At 40.2% G+C, this 18,769-nt stretch carries 18 protein-coding genes and 1 pseudogene; 2 read left to right on the top strand and 17 right to left on the bottom strand.

Annotation, left to right across the window (positions count from 1 at the left end; all coding sequences use genetic code 11):
* Positions 1 to 30: 30 nt before the first annotated feature.
* Both AUF14_RS14250 and AUF14_RS14245 read right to left on the bottom strand, forming a co-directional pair.
* Positions 31 to 582 (bottom strand): YbhB/YbcL family Raf kinase inhibitor-like protein, encoded by a 552-nt coding sequence (locus AUF14_RS14250; protein ID WP_082158518.1) that lies wholly within the window; start codon positions 580 to 582, stop codon positions 31 to 33.
* 17 nt (positions 583 to 599) lie between these two features.
* Positions 600 to 1,193, bottom strand: coding sequence for a Crp/Fnr family transcriptional regulator (locus AUF14_RS14245; protein WP_049221295.1), 594 nt, complete (start codon positions 1,191 to 1,193; stop codon positions 600 to 602).
* A gap of 228 nt (positions 1,194 to 1,421) precedes the next feature.
* Between AUF14_RS14245 and AUF14_RS14240 the strand changes: the two genes are divergently transcribed.
* On the top strand, positions 1,422 to 2,261 hold the full coding sequence (locus AUF14_RS14240) for an aldo/keto reductase (protein ID WP_049221297.1): 840 nt from the start codon (positions 1,422 to 1,424) through the stop codon (positions 2,259 to 2,261).
* 53 nt (positions 2,262 to 2,314) lie between these two features.
* Here the strand turns inward: AUF14_RS14240 and AUF14_RS14235 are convergent, their stop codons facing one another.
* The 12 genes and pseudogenes from AUF14_RS14235 to AUF14_RS14185 form a co-directional block, all read right to left on the bottom strand.
* A complete protein-coding gene (locus AUF14_RS14235) occupies positions 2,315 to 2,908 on the bottom strand; it encodes a class I SAM-dependent methyltransferase (protein WP_102866099.1) in 594 nt (197 codons plus the stop codon).
* A gap of 78 nt (positions 2,909 to 2,986) precedes the next feature.
* The gene (locus AUF14_RS14230) at positions 2,987 to 3,376 is read right to left on the bottom strand and encodes an RrF2 family transcriptional regulator (protein WP_016181734.1); all 390 of its coding nucleotides are present in this window, start codon (positions 3,374 to 3,376) and stop codon (positions 2,987 to 2,989) included.
* A gap of 118 nt (positions 3,377 to 3,494) precedes the next feature.
* The gene (locus tag AUF14_RS22550) at positions 3,495 to 3,671 is read right to left on the bottom strand and encodes a hypothetical protein (RefSeq protein WP_158408738.1); all 177 of its coding nucleotides are present in this window, start codon (positions 3,669 to 3,671) and stop codon (positions 3,495 to 3,497) included.
* A gap of 25 nt (positions 3,672 to 3,696) precedes the next feature.
* The gene (locus tag AUF14_RS14225) at positions 3,697 to 4,257 is read right to left on the bottom strand and encodes a TetR/AcrR family transcriptional regulator (RefSeq protein ID WP_049221302.1); all 561 of its coding nucleotides are present in this window, start codon (positions 4,255 to 4,257) and stop codon (positions 3,697 to 3,699) included.
* Positions 4,258 to 4,464: 207 nt separating this feature from the next.
* Positions 4,465 to 5,922: an ABC transporter ATP-binding protein gene (locus AUF14_RS14220; RefSeq protein ID WP_049221304.1), complete on the bottom strand. Its 1,458-nt coding sequence runs from the start codon at positions 5,920 to 5,922 to the stop codon at positions 4,465 to 4,467.
* Between the two features lie 3 nt (positions 5,923 to 5,925).
* Positions 5,926 to 6,618 carry an energy-coupling factor transporter transmembrane component T gene (locus AUF14_RS14215; RefSeq protein ID WP_102866098.1) on the bottom strand — a complete coding sequence of 231 codons (693 nt, stop codon included), beginning with the start codon at positions 6,616 to 6,618 and terminating at the stop codon, positions 5,926 to 5,928.
* A 16-nt stretch (positions 6,619 to 6,634) separates the two neighbouring features.
* The gene (locus tag AUF14_RS14210) at positions 6,635 to 7,240 is read right to left on the bottom strand and encodes an MptD family putative ECF transporter S component (RefSeq protein ID WP_049221309.1); all 606 of its coding nucleotides are present in this window, start codon (positions 7,238 to 7,240) and stop codon (positions 6,635 to 6,637) included.
* 35 nt (positions 7,241 to 7,275) lie between these two features.
* Entirely contained in the window at positions 7,276 to 9,012 is a 1,737-nt protein-coding gene (locus AUF14_RS14205) for an ABC transporter ATP-binding protein (protein WP_049221312.1), read from the bottom strand.
* 1 nt (position 9,013) lies between these two features.
* The gene (locus AUF14_RS14200; RefSeq protein WP_049221315.1) at positions 9,014 to 10,762 is read right to left on the bottom strand and encodes an ABC transporter ATP-binding protein; all 1,749 of its coding nucleotides are present in this window, start codon (positions 10,760 to 10,762) and stop codon (positions 9,014 to 9,016) included.
* Positions 10,763 to 11,009: 247 nt separating this feature from the next.
* Complete coding sequence (locus tag AUF14_RS14195; protein ID WP_102866097.1) at positions 11,010 to 11,126, bottom strand: putative metal homeostasis protein; 117 nt, start codon at positions 11,124 to 11,126, stop codon at positions 11,010 to 11,012.
* A gap of 15 nt (positions 11,127 to 11,141) precedes the next feature.
* Positions 11,142 to 12,665 (bottom strand): zinc ABC transporter substrate-binding protein AdcA, encoded by a 1,524-nt coding sequence (locus AUF14_RS14190; protein ID WP_049221317.1) that lies wholly within the window; start codon positions 12,663 to 12,665, stop codon positions 11,142 to 11,144.
* A gap of 334 nt (positions 12,666 to 12,999) precedes the next feature.
* Positions 13,000 to 13,935, bottom strand: a pseudogene (locus AUF14_RS14185) (ABC transporter ATP-binding protein); the annotation flags it as partial.
* A gap of 304 nt (positions 13,936 to 14,239) precedes the next feature.
* On the opposite strand from AUF14_RS14185, the gene AUF14_RS14180 reads away from it, so the two are divergent.
* Complete coding sequence (locus tag AUF14_RS14180; RefSeq protein ID WP_002297293.1) at positions 14,240 to 15,427, top strand: IS110 family RNA-guided transposase; 1,188 nt, start codon at positions 14,240 to 14,242, stop codon at positions 15,425 to 15,427.
* A 116-nt stretch (positions 15,428 to 15,543) separates the two neighbouring features.
* Here the strand turns inward: AUF14_RS14180 and AUF14_RS14175 are convergent, their stop codons facing one another.
* The 3 genes from AUF14_RS14175 to AUF14_RS14165 all read right to left on the bottom strand — a co-directional run bounded on the left by AUF14_RS14175 (position 15,544) and on the right by AUF14_RS14165 (position 18,728).
* Positions 15,544 to 16,404 (bottom strand): ABC transporter permease, encoded by an 861-nt coding sequence (locus tag AUF14_RS14175; protein WP_227656349.1) that lies wholly within the window; start codon positions 16,402 to 16,404, stop codon positions 15,544 to 15,546.
* Positions 16,397 to 18,163, bottom strand: coding sequence for an ABC transporter ATP-binding protein (locus AUF14_RS14170; protein ID WP_049221319.1), 1,767 nt, complete (start codon positions 18,161 to 18,163; stop codon positions 16,397 to 16,399). Before AUF14_RS14170 ends, AUF14_RS14175 begins: the two co-directional genes overlap by 8 nt.
* Positions 18,164 to 18,293: 130 nt before the next feature.
* Entirely contained in the window at positions 18,294 to 18,728 is a 435-nt protein-coding gene (locus AUF14_RS14165; RefSeq protein ID WP_048719420.1) for a MarR family winged helix-turn-helix transcriptional regulator, read from the bottom strand.
* Between the last annotated feature and the right edge of the window lie 41 nt (positions 18,729 to 18,769).

Here is an 18,769-nt window from a genome sequence, read left to right as displayed (position 1 = left end):
TTACCGCTTCGCTGGTGCAAATCAGACCGCTTACTTTCCATATTCTCCAACTAAATGACCATATTGCAGAATGTTACCCTCCATTGCAGTCAATAGTTCTTTTTTCCTAGAAGATGCAGGTAAAGCCAACGTTTTATCCAAGACAAAGACATGATATTTGTAACGATGCCTGCCAAATGGCGGCTTGGGTCCGCGATAGCGATGTTTCCCATAGCCCATTCCTTGCACAGCATTATTCAACGCAGCTACTTGTTCTCCTTGCGGTATTTCTGCTGGAATCGTATCCCTCACCGGCAGATTCCAAATCAGCCAATGATTATAAACGCCGGCGAGGGGATGGTCAATGTCATCCATAATTATCGCTAAAGAAACAGCTCGTTCATCTAGCTCAGAAAGATGCAGTTCTGGAGAAATGTCCTTTCCATTTCCGGTGTATTCAACCGGAATCGTGCCATTCGCTTCAAATGCCGGGCTTGTTACCGTCAATTTAGGAACATTTTCAATTACAAAATCCTTTTGACGAATAACCGCCAAAAGGATCACTACTAAAATAAGTAATACAATAAGGATACTCACTAGCATTTTTCGGCTCCTTCTCATTAATTTTCTTCCCTTAACGTCCGCCGAATCCGACTCAAAGATACTGGCGTCACACCAATGTAAGAAGCAATATGAGCATGACTGACGCGCTGATCAATATCTGGAATCTCAGCCTTCATTTTCACATAGCGTTCCGTGGCGCTTTCCGTTAATAAGGCCGTCTCTCGGACTAATTTAACGCGCAGAGTTTCTTCCAGAATGCCGATATAAACTTGGCTCAATGAAAAAGCTTCCAGCATCAGCTTTTGAACCTGCGCATAATCAAAACATACCAATCGACACGGTTCTACTGCCTCGAAATTACACATGACACGTCCGCTAAACACCACATGCTGCGTGCTGAAAATCTGTCCTGTTTCTAAAAACTGATGGGTTATATCATTGCCCTGATAATCCAAATAATACTTGCGGATCAACCCATTCACTAATACATAGAGCTTATTTTCCTCATCGCCAGCCGCCACAATTAAGTCCCCAGCAGGAAAATCCACAAACTCTCCTAAATCAATTAACTGTCCAAGAATCTCTTCCTCAATCGGAATTTTGGCATACCGTTTCACCAAGTTCTTGATAATCTGCTCAATTCCCTTCATCGGCCGCTCCTTCGCTTTTTATTTATTGTAACGAAGGAGGAAAGCTCTGTCATTAACATAGGATAAGTGATTGAATTTGTTGTAAAGCTATAAAATTTTTTTAACCCAACTTATCCCATTCCTGTACAAAAGTTACCAATTAGTAACTATAGAACTTTAAAGTACGTACTATACAAAAATAAACTTGCCAAATATACTAGCTTCTGGAAACGATAAGGAGGCTCTCACATGATTCATTCATTATCAGATAAAGTACCATTTAACAACGGAACAAAAATTCCCGGATTAGGTTTAGGCGTTTTTCAAATTCCTGACGAAGATACCCCTGAGGTCGTTAAAAACGGGATCATCAATGGCTATCGATTAATCGATACCGCTCAAATTTATGGAAATGAAGTTGGAACTGGAATCGGTATCAAAGAAGGCTTGGCCGCAACAGGACTAAGCCGCGAAGAGTTATTTGTCACATCAAAGGTTTGGAACAATCATTTAACCTATGACGAAACAATCAAAGCCTTCGAAGAAACACTGAACCGTTTAGCTTTAGATTATCTCGATCTATACTTGATCCATTGGCCAGGCAAAAATGCCTTCAAAGAATCTTGGCAGGCTTTAGAAGACTTATATGCAGCTGGAAAAATCAAAGCGATTGGTGTCAGCAATTTTGAAATCCATCATTTAGAAGAATTGCTGTCCTTCGCAAAAATCGTTCCCGTAGTCAATCAAGTAGAGTTGCATCCAAAATTAACCCAACAACCACTTCGGGATTTCTGTAAAAAGCATGACATTAAAATCCAAGCATGGTCTCCATTGATGCAAGGAAAGATTCTAAATGAGTCAGTCGTTAAAGCGATTGCTGAAAAGCATCAAAAAACACCTGCCCAAATCGTCCTACGCTGGGATATCCAGCAAGATATCTTGCTCGTTGTAAAATCCGTGCATGAACAACGGATGCAAAGCAATTCGGATATCTTTAATTTTGCATTGGGTACCACCGATATGGAACGCTTAAACAAACTGAATGAAGCCTTACGGAGCGGTCCAGATCCGGATGCATTTGATTTTTAATAGACAAAAGCTGCTTCAAGCTCGTAATTTTCGAGTTTGGAACAGCTTTTGACTTATTTTTTACCTACAATGAATAAATACATTCCTTCTGCTGGTACTAATTGTTGGATAATCGGCAATTGCAGTTTTTCCAAACTTTCCTTCATCACATGTGACGGAATTCGATGCCCACCATTGGCATGCATAGTTTCTGATTCAAACTCTAAAATGACAAACTGTCCATCCGGCTTAATAATGCGCGACAACTCCTTCAACGCCTCTTCAAACGGATGAACCTCATGAATCATCACCGAAACGAGCGCAATATCGACTGAGCTGTCTGGCAAGTCGATTGCTTTAATATCACCACTCATACTTGTGATATTTGTCAGCCGTGCGTTCCTTGCTCGTTCTTGGATCAACTCCAGCATTTTTTGTGATTGGTCAAAAGCGATCACCTTTTCGGCCTGTTTTGCTAACGGTAGGGTTAAAAATCCCGTTCCAGCCCCGCCATCAAAGACCGTTTTCCCAGCTAGTTCTGGCAAATAACCGATGATTGCTTCAGCTGATAATTGCTGCTTGCGCTTTTCACTATCTAAAGCTGCGACAATTCGTTTGAAATTTTCTTCATTGTCTAAATTATGGTGTTCGTGAGTATGGTGTGACATTTTCATCATCCTTTTCCATTTTATATTATAGATATTTTATATCGCTAATTATTCTAAAAATGAAGCATTAAACTTCATTTAAAGCGCAGATAGCTGGCTGAGCTTCATCGAGTCAAAATATTCCCACATTTTATCTTCACCCTCGTTGATAACTTTACTGATTGGACAACTATGCTGATTGTTAGCCAAACAGCTGACTTCATCGGGAAAGCCATCGATTGCATGAATGACATCTAAAAAAGAAATTTCCACTGAATTCTTTTTTAAACGATAACCGCCTTTTACCCCTGAAACCGATGAGATCAAATTTGCCTTTGCTAATTGGGTTAAAATTTTTGATAAATAAGAAGGTGAAACCTCAAATTTGTCCGCTAAGTCATGAATACTCAAATTACTATCTATCTGATCCTTTTGAGCAAAATAGACCATGACATGCAGTCCCATATTTGCGGCTTTGGTAAACTTCATAACATTTCCCTCCATCCCTATTAGAGATATTGTTTATCTATAATATATATTTAATTGAGATTTGTCAATTGAAATAAAAAAAAGCAATCAGAAACACAACTCTGATTGCTTAAGGAAGTCATTTAGGCAGCTTTAACAAAAAAGCAACGATTGTCACCATTGATAATAAAACAGTGAGTACGGACAACATCCCATGAAACCCAGCGTCCTTCTCCCCAGGTCCAAATTTCATCCACAAACCACACAGCAATGTACATGCCAACATAACCAAAGTAAAAATCCCTAAAATTCTCATTAGGCTCCCTCCTTAGACTTCCTTTTTATTCCTTCACAGCATCTTCAACAAGCACTCGACAAAGTTGGTGGCGTTGGTGCTCATTCATCACATCAATTGAAGAATAGCGTTCAAAATCTTTTCCTCGATAGAAAGCTATTTGTAAAAACGAGACTAGTTGATAAGCAATCACGCGACATTCTGTTTCATCTCTCTGATTATTGAAACATTCTTTGATCAACGGCAATATCTGATACGATAAATCAAACTCTCCTTCTAGAAGCAAGTATGGGATTGTTGGTCGAGTTAACTCTGCATATTCACACGTGCTATCCGCAATGGCAGTCAGAAAAGTGATCAATCTTTCTTTAGGCACTTGATCTTTTAGGTCTAGCTCTTCTTGTTTTTCCCCACTTGCCTCGATTAACTGGTTTACAGCAAGGCTTACCAGTTCATCTTTGGACTTAAAGTAATAATTGATCATGGCTAAATTTGCGTCCGCTGTCTCTGCGATTTTTCTAGCCGTCAATTTTTTAGCAGATTTTTCTTTCTTCAACAAGTCCATCGTTGCTTGGATCAATCGTTCTTTGACATTCTCTTCATTCATAACCATTCCTCATCCTCTAATTAAACATGTTTAATACATGATTAATCCTATCAGAATACGCTGAAATGTCAATAACCAGAGAAAGGATTCTTCTCTTTGCTATATGAAAACAAACAAACTTATTGATTTATTCGCACTTTTCTTTTTCATTTTTATACACAAAAAACTTCAAGGCAGCAGATACTACTGTCTTGAAGTCTTCTCCATTTATTTAAGTAATGCCAAGTCTGGCTGCTGCGTACTTTGAGCACCATGCTGACTTAATTCGATTGTACGTTGACCAAATCCTTTCGCAAATTCAAAATCATGGGTAATAATAACGAATGTTATCCCTTTATCGGCGAAATCGACGATCATTCGTTGAACTCGTCGCATATTTCCCGCATCCAAGCCCGAAGTTGGTTCGTCTAGGATTAGTAATTCAGGCTCTCGCATTAGGCCAACAGCAAAAACCAAGCGTTGTTTCTGCCCACCAGATAATGTAGCCGGGTGCTGATCCTTGAATGTCCATAAATTTAATTCTTTTAATAGTTTCTCTGCTTTTGCCTGATTTTCCTCAGTTTTTTTCATCCCCAACAGCAGTTCATTCAGCACACTGTCAGAAAACAGCTGATAATCCGCATCTTGCAATACAAACCAACATTTCCCGCGGCGTTTTTTGGCCGATTGAAGCTGACCTTCGATACTGATCGCCCCTGCCTTTTCTTTGTTCAATCCGCACAGGGTACGAGCTAGGGTGGTTTTTCCTAAGCCATTCCCACCAGTAAACAGTACAATTTCGCCCTTAGGTAACTCTATATTAAGGTTCTTAATCAAACTTGGCGCTAATCGATGGTAGCCGATTGTTAAATCCTTCAAGGATAAAAATGGCTCCTTCACAGCCGTTTCTGCTCTTAATAATTCCGCAAGAGCAATTTCCCGCCTTTTCCGAATGTCATAAGAATGCAGTTGCGCCTCTGATAACTGGCGAAACTCTTCAATCGTCCATTGGGCCGCGATTTCACCTTTTGCCATATAAACAACTCGATCAGCAGCCTCCATCAAATAATGAATGCGATGATCCGCAATCACCACCGTTTTTCCTGTTCTTTTTAGCTGCTCCACTGTTGCTGCTAATTGCGCATTGCTCTGATTATCTAAATTGGCGGAAGGTTCATCCAGTACAAAAATCTCAGGATGATGAACTTCGACTGCTCCCATCGCAACCTTTTGTTTTTCGCCACTTGAAAGCTGTGATAATTTTCGTTTTCTTAAATAATCCATTCGATTTAATTCTAGTACCTGATCAATTCGCTGAGTAATCGTTTCTGCTTCAAGTCGATAGTTTTCAGAGGCAAAGGCCAACTCGTCTAACACATTAGAGGTAAAAAATTGTGAACGAGCATCTTGAAAAACACTTCCGACTTGTTCCCCATATTCCCAATCTGCTAAAGTTGAGGTGCTTTTTCCATTTAATTGAAGATCACCGGTTAATTCTCCTTCGTAATAGTGGGGAATTAGTCCGTTAATCAAACGCGTCAGCGTGGTTTTACCGCAGCCTGAGGCCCCAGTCACCAACACACACTCTCCTTTGTCTATTTCTAACGATAGGTTGTTCAATTGCGGTTCTTCCCCGTCATAACTAAAACAGACATCTGTTAATTTGATCGCTGATTTTCCCCTCATCCTCTAGACCTCCAAAAAGTTGAATGTAAAAATACAGATCGCATAACCGATAAAAAGAACAACCACTAATAAATCTCTGCTAGTCAAACGCGTCTGATAAATGGACGTTCGCTGTCCAGGATGATCCATCCCTTTCGTCATAGCAGCGGCCGTCAATTCATCCGTAATTTTCATGGTTCGCATCATTAAAGGAACAAAGGTGCATTCAAACGCCTGCAAGGGTCGCAGCCAGTTTCTAGATTGAGAATAGGATAAGCCTCGCAAGCGGGCGAACATTTGGATCGTGTCGTTTTCCATCTTGATGATAGGGAAAAAGCGTAACGTCACAGCTAAGGTGAGAATAAAATTTTTCGGTAATTTTAAGGACTGCATCGCAGCCATTAAATGTCCGATCGGTACCTCTTGTAATATTCGCGCCATCATAATGACCGGACCGAACCGCAAGACCAGAAAGCATAAAAAACCGAGAATTTTTATCCACTGCTGATCCGTCGCGACGATATAAAAATATAGTGCTGTTGTTGCGGCGATCACCACACTCATTTTAATCGCCAGTTGAAAAAAGCCTGAATAAATTAAATACAGCAGCGCGGAGACGTTCAATAAAATCAATTGATCCATCCCAGCGCACAACACTAAAATACTTTGAAGGATCAGTAAAAGAAACTGGATTCTCGGATCGATACTTTTTTTCATAAATGTCTCCTTTTAGCTAGGCAGATTTGATAACGCCCGCTTTTACAAAGTGCTTATTCAATAATTTGTACCCGAAGATGCAGCCTAAACAGATCGCAACAATCAACGCTGCGGCAGAAACCATGATCCAAAATGGCTCCGTTAAATATTCAAGCCGATTCTCTGTGTAGCCGGTACTTTCCATCAATGTATAATAGTAGTCAACAGAAATTGCTAAAATAATATAATTTGAAAATCCATATAGAAGATTATAGATCGTGAAGGCCACAGTTTGAGCACCCAACTTTCGGTACCCATTGGTTTTCGCCAAAATCACTTCGCCGATCACCCCGCCGATTATTGTGATTGGCAGGATATAGACGGTTCCCATTATGGCGTAAAATAGTCCGTTAATCGCACCAAAAAGCAACAGCGTCCCTCTTTTGCCAACCTTGTAGGCCATCAATAAGTAGATCGGACAAGTAAAAAACAAAACAAAAGCAGTCGCATAGGGATAAAACCAAGCCATGAACGGCAGAGTCACCATCGACATGACCATCATTACGACGATTTCTACTACTGTGTATAATCCGATCGTTAAATAATCTTTCGAGATAAGCTTATCTGTTTTTTTCTTTTTCATTCTGTCACTCCTTAATACTCCCTATTAGTGAATTACTATTTACTAAATTTCCAATTGGTGGCTTCATTTTGCATATCGACTAATTTTCGGTAAAGGTCGCAGGTTTGATAAAGGTCTGAATGTTTTCCTTTAGCCGCCACTTTTCCTTTTTCTAAAACAACGATCTGATCAGCATTCATGACGGTTTTTAATCGATGAGCAATTACGATCACGGTTTTATCTGCTACCAGATTTTTGATGGCGCGCTGAACGCCCGCTTCATTTTCTAAATCGAGGGCCGCTGTCGCTTCATCCAATAAGATGATTTCAGACTGTTTAATGAAGGCTCGAGCAATACTGATTCGTTGCTTCTCTCCGCCCGACAAGGTTGATCCGCCTTCACCCACCAATGTGTCATAGCCATCTGGCAGGGCACTGATAAACTCATGACAATGGGCCTTTTTAGCCGCTTCTACCACTTCTTCAAAGGTAGCTGTCTGGTTACCGACACGAATATTATTTAAGATCGTGTCTTTAAATAGATAGACATCTTGAAACACCATCGATAGATGACTATAGAGGTTTTCTGGATTCACTGTCATCAAATCTTTGCCACCGATCTCGATGACACCCTCTTGAACATCATAAAAACGCGCCAGTAGTTTTACGATCGTCGATTTCCCACTGCCTGACGGACCGACTAAAGCGGTCAATGTTCTCGGCTGGATTTCTACATTTATTTTCTGCAATACCGGCTCGTCTTTATAAGAAAAGCCCACGTCCTTAAAGTGAATCGTATAATCTTCAGTTAGCTCCTCGGTTCCTTGTACCTCTGGCTGATTGCGAATTTCCATGATTCGTTCGCCGCTGATCAGCGCATACCGCATCTCAGTATAATTGATCATCAAGGTAGTGAAGGGATCGTAAATCCGGCTGGCCACGACAATAAAGACTAGAAAAACGGATTCTACCAGACTTCTTTGTGCAAGCAAGTAAGAACCCATGAAAACTAAGATCGGCAAACCCATCCGTAAAAGCGAGATAGCTACCATGACAACCGGTCCTAAAAAACCTTCGATTCGGATGGATTCCTTGCGCAGTGTATCAAAAGCCTGTTGAATTCTGGCAAACTGCTGCCCGCCTAAAGAATAGGCTTTGATTTCTTTAATTCCCTGCAAATACTCTTGAAGGCGTGAAGCACTTTCTACTTTGGCTTGAATGTGTCGTCCGCCTAATTTCTTCATTAAAATATTCGACCCTTTAACTACCAACAAGACAATCGGCAGCATCGCATACAAGCATAGCGTCATTCGCCAATCAATCAAACATAAAGAAATGAAGGCCATAATCAGTAAAATGACTGCTGCAAGTGCCTGGGGAACCAAATGGGACACCGCGCTTTCCAACAGTGCATAGTCCCCCAACATCATAGTTGTTAAATCACCGGGATCGCGACTATCTAAAAAGCCTAACGAAAGTTTGCGTAAATGATTCGCTAACTTGGTGCGTCCTTTTTCGGAAACATCATAGGCCGCCGTATATTGTCTGTCGTAGGCGATCGTAGAAATCAAGACTTGTACCGCAAACCACACCACACTAGCCAGAATCAAATAGAGATACAGCCGTGTGTCTAATGAACGATTTTGCTGATAGGATTCAAACAGTTCGAAAATTCCATAAAATGCAATCACTGCAGGCAGTAAGCGGGCAATTGATTCTAACGTCGCCCAAAAAGTCGATTGAGCCAATGTTTTCGGTTCACCAGAGGTAATATTGTAAATCGCATCTTTCATCCTACTTGACCTCCCAATCTTTGGTTTCTTCATTGATCATCCACAATTTTTGATAAAGCGGATTGTCTGCCAGTAATTCTTCGTGGGTTCCAGCAGCTTGAATTTCGCCTTTATCACAAACCAAAATTTGATCCACATGCTGAATCGTCCAAAGACGATGGGCAATAATCAAAACCGTTTTTCCTTTGACCAGTTCACTGATTGCTTGTTGAATGTAGACTTCATTTTCAGCATCCGCATAGGCAGTCGCCTCATCCAAAACCAGAATGGGTGAATTTTTCAATAATGCCCGCGCAATTGAAATCCGCTGCGCCTCACCCTTAGATAAGAAAATACCCTGCTCACCGATCATCGTCTCGTAGCCACTAGGTAATTCTTGAATAAATTCATCACAACGCGCTAATTGAGCCGCCCAACGAACCTCTTCTAAGCTGGCTTTTTTATTGCCTAAGCGAATATTCGCCGCGATCGTATCATTGAAAAGCGTGACATCTTGAAAAACAAACGAAACATCCCGCATCAAAGTATCAATCGTTACTTCGCGAATATCCGTTCCGCCGATTTTTATTGCGCCTTCTGCCGGATCGTAAAAGCGTAACAGCAGCTGAGCGATCGTGCTTTTCCCGCCGCCAGATGGTCCGACTAACGCGTTCATCGTATTTGGCTGCAAGTCAAAACTTACTTTTTTCAGTACCTGGTTGCCTTCTGTGTAGGCAAACGAGACATCTTCAAAGGAAATGCGATTGCCGGAAAACTTCGTGGTATCCGCTTTTTCGATTACAGGTGCTTCAGCAAAAATCTCATCGACTCGCTTTACTCCTTCATTGACATTACTAAAGGTAGAGGCGGCATACATCAACTTCATGAAAGGTCCCGTCGTCCCTGAAGCCAAAATGATAAACAGCATCACCGTTAGTGACAAAGTTTTGTCTTGTGGACTTTGACTGATTAAATAGGCTCCCAGCGGCATCACAAACAAAACAACAGATGTTATTAATGTGGTAAATAAAACGTAGCCTGTTCGAAAGCCATTCGACCAATCCATTACCAGGTTTCGATAATCCTTGATACTTTGATGGAATCGCTTAAAATTTCCGACAGATAGACCAAACACTTTAACTGCTGGCATCGCGCGTATATACTCCACACCATTACTGTTCATCGCTTCTAGCGCATCATGATATTGTTTAACTTTGTTGTTCTTCATCGTTTTTCCCATCAAACTAGCATAGATACCAACTGCAAGGAAAAGCGGGACTAGTGACATCAAGCCCAAGCGCCAATCAATCTTCAGCATCAGTCCAATATAGATCAGAGGGAAAATCAAAGCCGAGACAATATCTGGAATTTGATGTGCAATAAAGGATTCCATTTTTTCGACACACTGATCAATGATCTTCATCAATTGACCACTGGATTTTCGCGTAAAATAGCCCATTGAGACCTTTGACAAATGCTGCAGAATATCCATTCGGATTTCATACAAAATATCAAAGGCAGCAACATGCGAACACATAGATGAGGCATATAAAAGAATTACCCCCACCAATACGCTGCCCATCGAGACCAAGCTCCAATGGAACATTCTGCCAGCCGAATAATCTCCGACCATTAGTAATTCAATAATTTTGTAAATACAATAAAAGGGAATGAACTGGACTACGGTTGAAACCGTCGCTAAAATCCCCGAGGTTGTTAACAATCCCTGCTTTTTCTTGATGTAACGAATCAAGACTGATTCATCCTTCATTTATTTAACCCCTTCCTAATTTTTCATTAATCAACCAACAACTACGAAACTCAAATGATAATGAGATTCATTCTCATTTAACCATTTTTTCTGGTTGTTTTCAACATTATTTTGCAAGATAATTCACAAAAGATGACAAAAACTGAGCTTCTAGATAGATTTATTATGGTCTAGCTCGCTTGCTGGTTCTCTTTCACAAGGTTCTGCTATATAAAAAATCTATCTCCCGCCGAGGAGATAGATTCCACTATTTCTTTATTTGATTTCTTTTCGCTTCTTTAATGATTTTCAACGCACGTTTACGCGTCTTGATATTAGGACTTTTCAAACGGCGATAGGCACTTGCTAGATCAGTCTTCTCCATTATTTCTACCTCCGTTTAATGCGCCAGCATTTCCTGTGCAATTTCCTGACCTGTCATGTTTACTGGATAATAGGTTGGCCAGTTATCGAGCTCTTCGTATAAGGCTTTTTGACTTTCTCCACCAAAATAAATATGGAAATGAGCCGCTTTTTCTGGTGCGATCCCGTGATCACTGAATTGAACATACTTGTAGTTTCCAGCATTCGGATCATCGGTTTCAAAAGTGAAACGAACACCACGATTGCCTTTTTCATACGTCAAAATTTCATATCCAGCATACTTATAGGTATATTTGTGATGTTTCCCGTTAACGATGAAATCCATCTGCTTATCAGTAATCTTGATTTCATCAACATCGGTTTTATACCCAGTTTTGTAGTATTCTTTATATTCTGCTGCTGTTTTATCTTTCTTCAGTTTGGCTTTGTAATCAAAAACTTGATCTAATGTACCTTTTTCCAATAACGGATAAACGGACTGCCAATCACCGGCATAATCGGATAACTTTCGGTCTTTTACTTGAGAATCTTTGAAATAGCCGTTATAGATAGTCTGCTCCGCCGCATTTTCCTTTTCAGTCTTTATTTCTTTACCCGCAACATCCGTAGTTTTCTTTAATGCCTTCAAATTTTCTTTCATGACCGATACGTAGTTTTCACCTGCATCCATCTGTTTCTTAGTTAAGCTTTCCAGCGGATTGAGCACTTCCAACTGAACGTTTGTTTCATCAGCAAGTGTTTGTGCGGCTTTTCCTTGATTATTATTTTCGAAATAAATATAGTTGATCCCGTTATCTTCGACGTAGTGTTTCAGCTCCGCAATACGTGAAGGGTCGGGTTCTTGATCTGGATTGATCCCCGAAATTCCAACCTGATTCAAACCGTAGTCTAAAGCTAGATAGCTAAATGCAGTATGCTGTGTGACAAAATTCTTTTGCTTCGCCTCTTTAAGTGTATCTGTATAGTTTTTATCTAGGCCTTCAAGCTTTGCTAAATAGTTTTTAGCGTTTGTCTCAAAAATCGCTTTTTTCTTCGGATACAGTTTGATTAACTGATTTTTGATCGACATCACTTCTTTGATCGCTCGATGCGGCGATAACCATGTATGTGGATCTAACTCATGATGATGCCCTTCTTCATGACTATGATCGTGTTCTTCCTCACCACCTGGCAGCAATAGCATTTCCTTGGTGCCTTCAATGACATTCGGTTTTCCTTTCTTCCAAGAGTTGATTGCACTTGGTACCCAGGTTTCCATATTCTCATTGTGATAAACAAACGCATCCGCTTCTGTAATCTTTGCCATGTCTTTGGCGGATGGTTCATAATCATGGGGCTCCGTTCCGGCGGGTATCAACAAAGAAACTTCTCCTACATCGCCAACGATATTTTTGGTAAAATCATACATTGGGTAAAAGGTTGCGACAATTTTCAGCTGCTTTTCTTTATTTTTAGACTCCGCTTGACTAGCTTCTTTGCAGGCGGCTAAACCGACAAGCGCAAGTAGACTGATCAGTAGAATCCCTAATTTCTTTTTCATTTCAAACCTCTTTCTATCGTTTAAATTTTTCTCATTGACTATTTAAATAAAAAAACACACTTCACCTCTATTCCATTATTTGGATCGAAACCCTTCAAAAGAATCTTAAAAGAATTAGGTCCCTTTCCTTGCTAACCATCCTCGCTGGACCATTACAATTTGCGGATTACAAATCGTAATGATTACGATTCGACAACGATACTTTATCATCCAGTCAAAATAGTGTCAAGATAAAATAACATGAAATTTTATTCATGTGAATGGAGAATCATTTTTCAACGAACGGATGCAAAAAAAAGCGATTAAAATCAAACGATTTTAATCACTGTCTTCTTTATGCTAGTTGCTCTTTTTCAAACTGACTATTATACAAATCGGCATAAAAACCTTTTTGCGCCATCAGTTCTTCGTGATTTCCTTGTTCAATGATATTTCCTTCTTTCATTACCAGAATCAGATCCGCATTGCGGATCGTTGATAAGCGATGGGCAATCACAAAGGAAGTCCGATTACTCATCAATTTGTCCATTGCGGCTTGAATTAATTCTTCTGTTCGCGTATCAACAGAGCTAGTGGCTTCATCCAAAATCAACATTGGAGCATCCTTAATGATAGCACGAGCAATCGTCATTAATTGTTTTTGTCCTACCGACAAACTAACACTATCATCCAAATACGTATCATAGCCTTTTGGAAGTGTTCGAATAAAATGATCGATCCCGACTGCTTTACAGGCATCAATAACTGTGTCATCAGCAACATGCTGTTGATTATAAATCAAATTTTCTTTGATCGTTCCTTCAAACATCCATGTATCTTGCAGTACCATACAAAATTGATCATGCACTTCTTCTCTAGTCATGTCTTTCGTAGAGACCCCATCGATCTTGATTACTCCGCGATTTGTCTCGTAAAATCGCATCAGCAGATTAACGATTGTTGTCTTCCCAGCACCGGTCGGTCCAACGATGGCGATTTTCTGTCCTGCTTTGGCATCTACACTAAAATTATGAATGATTGTCTGATCTTTGTCATAACCAAAGCTGACATTTTCAAAACGAACATTCCCTTCTGCACTACGTATATGCGTCCCTTTTTTTGACTCATCAGCTAATTCTTCTTCAGCAAGAAATTCAAATACTCGGTTCATGGCCGCCCCTGCTGACTGTAGACTTGAAAAAGCCTGAGCTAACTGAGACAAAGGTTGTGAAAATAAACGAATATAAACCGTAAAGGCCACGATGACTCCTAATGTGATATCCCCTTGTATATTAGAGTTAGGGTTTTAACCTTCCGGTTTTGATTGGATAACCCTATGAACCATCGTTATTTTAATTTGGTATTAACTCATTTCTTTTGAGATAATATATTTATTGGATTGAGAGGCTAAGCCGTTCCCCCCTTGGGTCATTGAACCCGCACTCGAGAGACTGGCTCCTCTCTCTGATAAGTGGATTGCGTATGAGTTAGATGTTGAAAGTCCTTACTTTACTCCGTATCTCGTACAAGGTAGTGACGCTTTTCAGTTGAGTGGATTTCAATCCAAAATTCTTTTTTTGAAAGGTCAGATATACATGTACTTTTTAGGCATTGATATCGGTAAACGCACTCACGTTGCTTCTATCATGAACGAGGAAGGAAAGGTATTACTAAAAGGTTTTTCATTTCCTAACACCACTGAAGGAGCAGAGTCATTAATTGAGCGAATGGTCGACTATTCCGGAGCACCCAGTGACTTTGTTATAGGGATGGAAGCCACGGGGCACTATTGGCTGTCCATCTTTTCATACCTTCACGAATCAGATTATTTGATTCACGTTGTGAATCCCCTTCAAACAGACGGATGGCGTAAAGGTACAGAAATACGGAAACGAAAAAACGATATTATTGATTCTGTTTTGATTGCTGACTTAATGCGCTATGGCTCATTTGTCGAAACGGTCTTATCCGATGAAAATGTTTTTTCTTTGAAACAACTTTCTCGTTACCGAACTTATTTAGTAGGTACAGCGAGCGACTTCAAAAGAAAAATTATAGCCGTATTGGATCAAGTCTTTCCAGAATACGCGACGATTTTTACCAAGCAGGGCGTTTTCGGAAAAGCTTCTAAAGAGTTATTGCTGGCGTTTAGTGCCCCGATCGACTTAGAAAACATTTCCTCAGAAACTTTGGCCCAATACTTAGCTGAGTTAAGCAGGAACCGAATCAAGGCAGAAAAAGCGGACCAATTGAAGCAAGCAGCTTCTAACTCCTTTGGAGTAAAATTTGCTCAAGAAGCGTTCACCTTCCAACTACGTTCAATGATTGAACAATTAAAATTCATTGAAAGCCAAATAAAGGAAACGGAAAGAGAAATCAAGCACATAATGGACACTTTAAATTCTGTTATTCTCACAATTCCTGGAATTGGTCCTATAAACGGTGCGACTATTCTTGGTGAGATCGGAGATATTCAAAAATTTTCTAACCCGAAAAAACTCGTTGCTTACGCTGGGATAGACGCTTCCGTGACACAATCAGGGCAATATGAGGCAACGCATAATGTTATGAGTAAACGAGGGTCTCCATATTTGCGAAAAGCCTTGTTTTCGGCGGCTTTAGTAGCTTCTCAATGTGATCCTGTTTTTAGTGCGTTTTACCAGAAAAAAGTTTCCGAAGGAAAACATCATCTAACTGCCTTAGGTGCGGTTTCTCGTAAGCTTTGTTACGTGATTCATGCTATTTTGACTAAAAACGAGCCTTATATAATTGTTTCTGATTAGCTATTGAACATTCAAAAAAACTAATGGTAAGAAGCTTATTTGTTGTACCCTTTTTTCGGAATTATCTGTTATAAAATATTTTTTGATTTGGCTAATTTTTACTTGACTCTATATAGTTAGTCTCTCAACGCTAATACAGCACCCACAACACAGACCGCTACATAGCCGAAATTTCCGATAAATCCCATTAGTGGCTGCATGATTCCTGAAAGAAACTGTGCCTTCCACACACTACCGTAGAAATCTTGATTCATTTCTTTAAATTCATCTTTCATGTCTTTTTTTGCACTATAGGCACTAATCACCTGCTGGCCTGAATAAGCTTCTTCAGCAAAACCATTGATTTTAGCCAATTTTTGCTGTTGCTGATTAAAGTGGACTTGCGATTTAGCCATAATAACCGCCATCAACACAAATCCCAATAGTACAGCAACCACTGAAGTAATCGTTAACAACAAATTTGTCCGAAACATCATCACTAAACAACCGATAAACAAGGTGATCGATGGAAACAATGTACTTAAGCTTTGATTTAACGACTGACTAACTGTATCCAAGTCATTCGTTACCCGACTCAAGGTATCGCCTTGACTATGGGAGTCAAAATAGTTCAATAGAACTGCATTGATTTTTTCAGATATCTGACGTCGCATTTGTTTAGAAAAACGTTGCGTGACAGTCGCTACAATGAATCCTTGAAAGTAGGAAAGAATTGACCCTATTCCATATAAAATGACCAATCCTAGACCAAGCTGACTGATTCGCGTGAGATTGATTGAACCACTTAAGCCTTGAGTAATCAAATCAGTGATTTCACTTAATCGATTCGGTCCAACGATTTGAGTGATACTGCCAATTGTCGCAAATACGATCGCCACGAGCAGCGGCCATTTATACTGGTTCAGAGCTTTAAAAACATTGTCTCTCAATGGATGTTCCTTTACCGGTGTGTGAGCATTTTCTAAAGTATTATCCATGTGCTAATTCCTCCTTCGACAGCTGAGAATACGCAATCTCTTGATAGACTGCATTTGATTCCAGTAATTCTTCATGGGTTCCCTGCCCAAAGATATGTCCTTCATCTAAAACGATGATTTGGTCGGCATCCATGATGGTACTGATACGTTGCGCCACAATTAATTTAGTGGTATCTGCCAATTTTTCTTTTAAAACTTCTCGTAATTTTTTATCCGTCTTATAATCCAGTGCCGAGAAAGAATCATCAAATAGTAAGATTTCAGGTTTACGGGCTATCACTCGCGCAATTGCCAGACGCTGCTTTTGACCTCCTGAAAAATTACTACCATTTTGCGCAACGTGACTATTCAGTTTGTCTTCCTTTTCATTCACAAAATCACTAGCTTGTGCGATTGACAAGGCTTCTTCCATCTTTTCCTCATCTAACGGAGCGTTGCTGCTGATTCCAAAGTCTAGGTTCGATTGGATCGTCCCACTAAATAGAACAGGTTTTTGTGGAATATATCCGACAATATCATTCAAATTCACATGGCTATAAGTATTGATCGGTTGCCCGTCAATTGAGATCCTGCCTTCACTGGTTTCATAAAAACGCGGAATCAAATTCAAGATCGTACTTTTCCCACTCCCGGTTGAACCGATGAAGGCCACTGTGTCTCCTTGTTCTGCTTTAAAATTGATGTCATGAACGACTGGCTCAGAAGCATCTGGATAACGGAAGGTCACGTGATCAAACTCAACAGTCCCTTTAATATCTGGCTGCTTTTTCTCTCCCTCATTCGGAAATTCAACAGAGGATTCCTTATCTAAAACCTCATTGATCCGTTTGGCCGAAATCGTTGCCCGTGGCAAAATCATGAAGATCATCGACATCAAAACAAAACTCATGACCACCTGCATCGCATAGGAAGAAAACACGATCATATCACTGAACAAGGTCAGCTTCGCCATCCCCGTTGCTTGCTGAATCATATACGCGCCGATCCAATAAACTGCTAGTGTTAAACCACTAGATATCAAGCTCATACCAGGGCTCATCAAAGCCATCACTCGGCCAGCAAACAAATTCGTCGAAGTTAGCTCTTGATTTGCCTCTTCAAATTTTTCTTCCTGATAACCTTCAGCATTGTACGCACGTACCACTCGTAGTCCGGTTAAATTTTCTCGTGTGATACTATTTACCTTATCTGTCAATTGCTGAACTTTTCGGAATCTTGGTTGCACAAGTGATAGGATGACGAACAACATGATTAATAAGATCAGAACGGCTACGCCGGTAGTTGTCGTCCACTGCCAGTTCTTGCCAGCGATTTTCAAAATCGCCCAAACTGCTGTGATCGGTCCTTTGATCAGCAATTGCAATCCCATCGCCACTAGTTGTTGAATTTGCGTTAAATCATTCGTCGTCCGTGTGGTCAAGCTAGGGATCGAAAATTGCTGAATTTCATGTGTAGAATAATCCATCACCTTGCCAAACATGTCTTGGCGTACCCGGCAAGTTAAACTCGCCGCAATTTTGGCAACGAACAAGCCCACGATGGATGAAAAAACAAAGCTCATTAAAGATAATAAGACCATCCAGCCACCAGGTTTTAAGATTTCACTGATAGCGGTATTCGGAGTTTGAAGCAGCGTCGTAATTTGCGACATATAATCTGGTACCTTTAAATCCATCCAGACTTGTCCGATGATAAATAGGACACTCGACACTACCAGCAGTCGTTCTTTCTTATTTGTTCTTTTTATTAGTTGTATCATAGGGAACCTCCTTGTTCGATTTTCGTCGTACATCCGTCTGGAAAGGATGTAAAAACGGATAGTGACATCTTATAAAATTAGCATGCTAACCATTTGTGGAAAATGAAATCTGACCGCTTCAACGGCCAGATTAGAGATGGTATTTCAAATTTTGTTTGAATTTTTCCATCGTTGCGGAAAACTGAGTCAGTTCTTCATCAGAAATACCTTGTTTCAAAATGTTTTCGATATTTTCGATTTGTTGCTCTACTTCGATCGTCGTCTGAATTGCCTTTTCCGTCACGATCAAGCGCTTCAACCGTTTATCCTTTTGAGAAGGCGCGGTGGTCAAAAAACCATTTTTGATCATGCGATCCACTAGATTACTGGCGGTTGGCTTCCGAATCGATAATTTTTCTTCCAAATCTTTTTGATAAATTTCTTTGTCGCGATTGTGAACTAAATAGCCCAAAGCAAAGCCTTGAGGCCCTCTAATATGTCCACCATCGCTCATTTTTTCAATATATCTGGCAATTAGCAGTGATAGCTCTCTGACCTCAAAACCAATTGATTCGGACTGATTCATGGGACTCTCTCCTTAAATAGTTATCATGCTAACTATTTTAA

It is taken from the genome of Enterococcus avium (genome assembly GCF_002891025.1).
GTDB lineage: Bacteria > Bacillota > Bacilli > Lactobacillales > Enterococcaceae > Enterococcus_A > Enterococcus_A avium.
The sequence above is the reverse complement of the archived record's forward strand: the minus strand, read 5'-3'. Positions and strand labels throughout refer to the sequence as shown.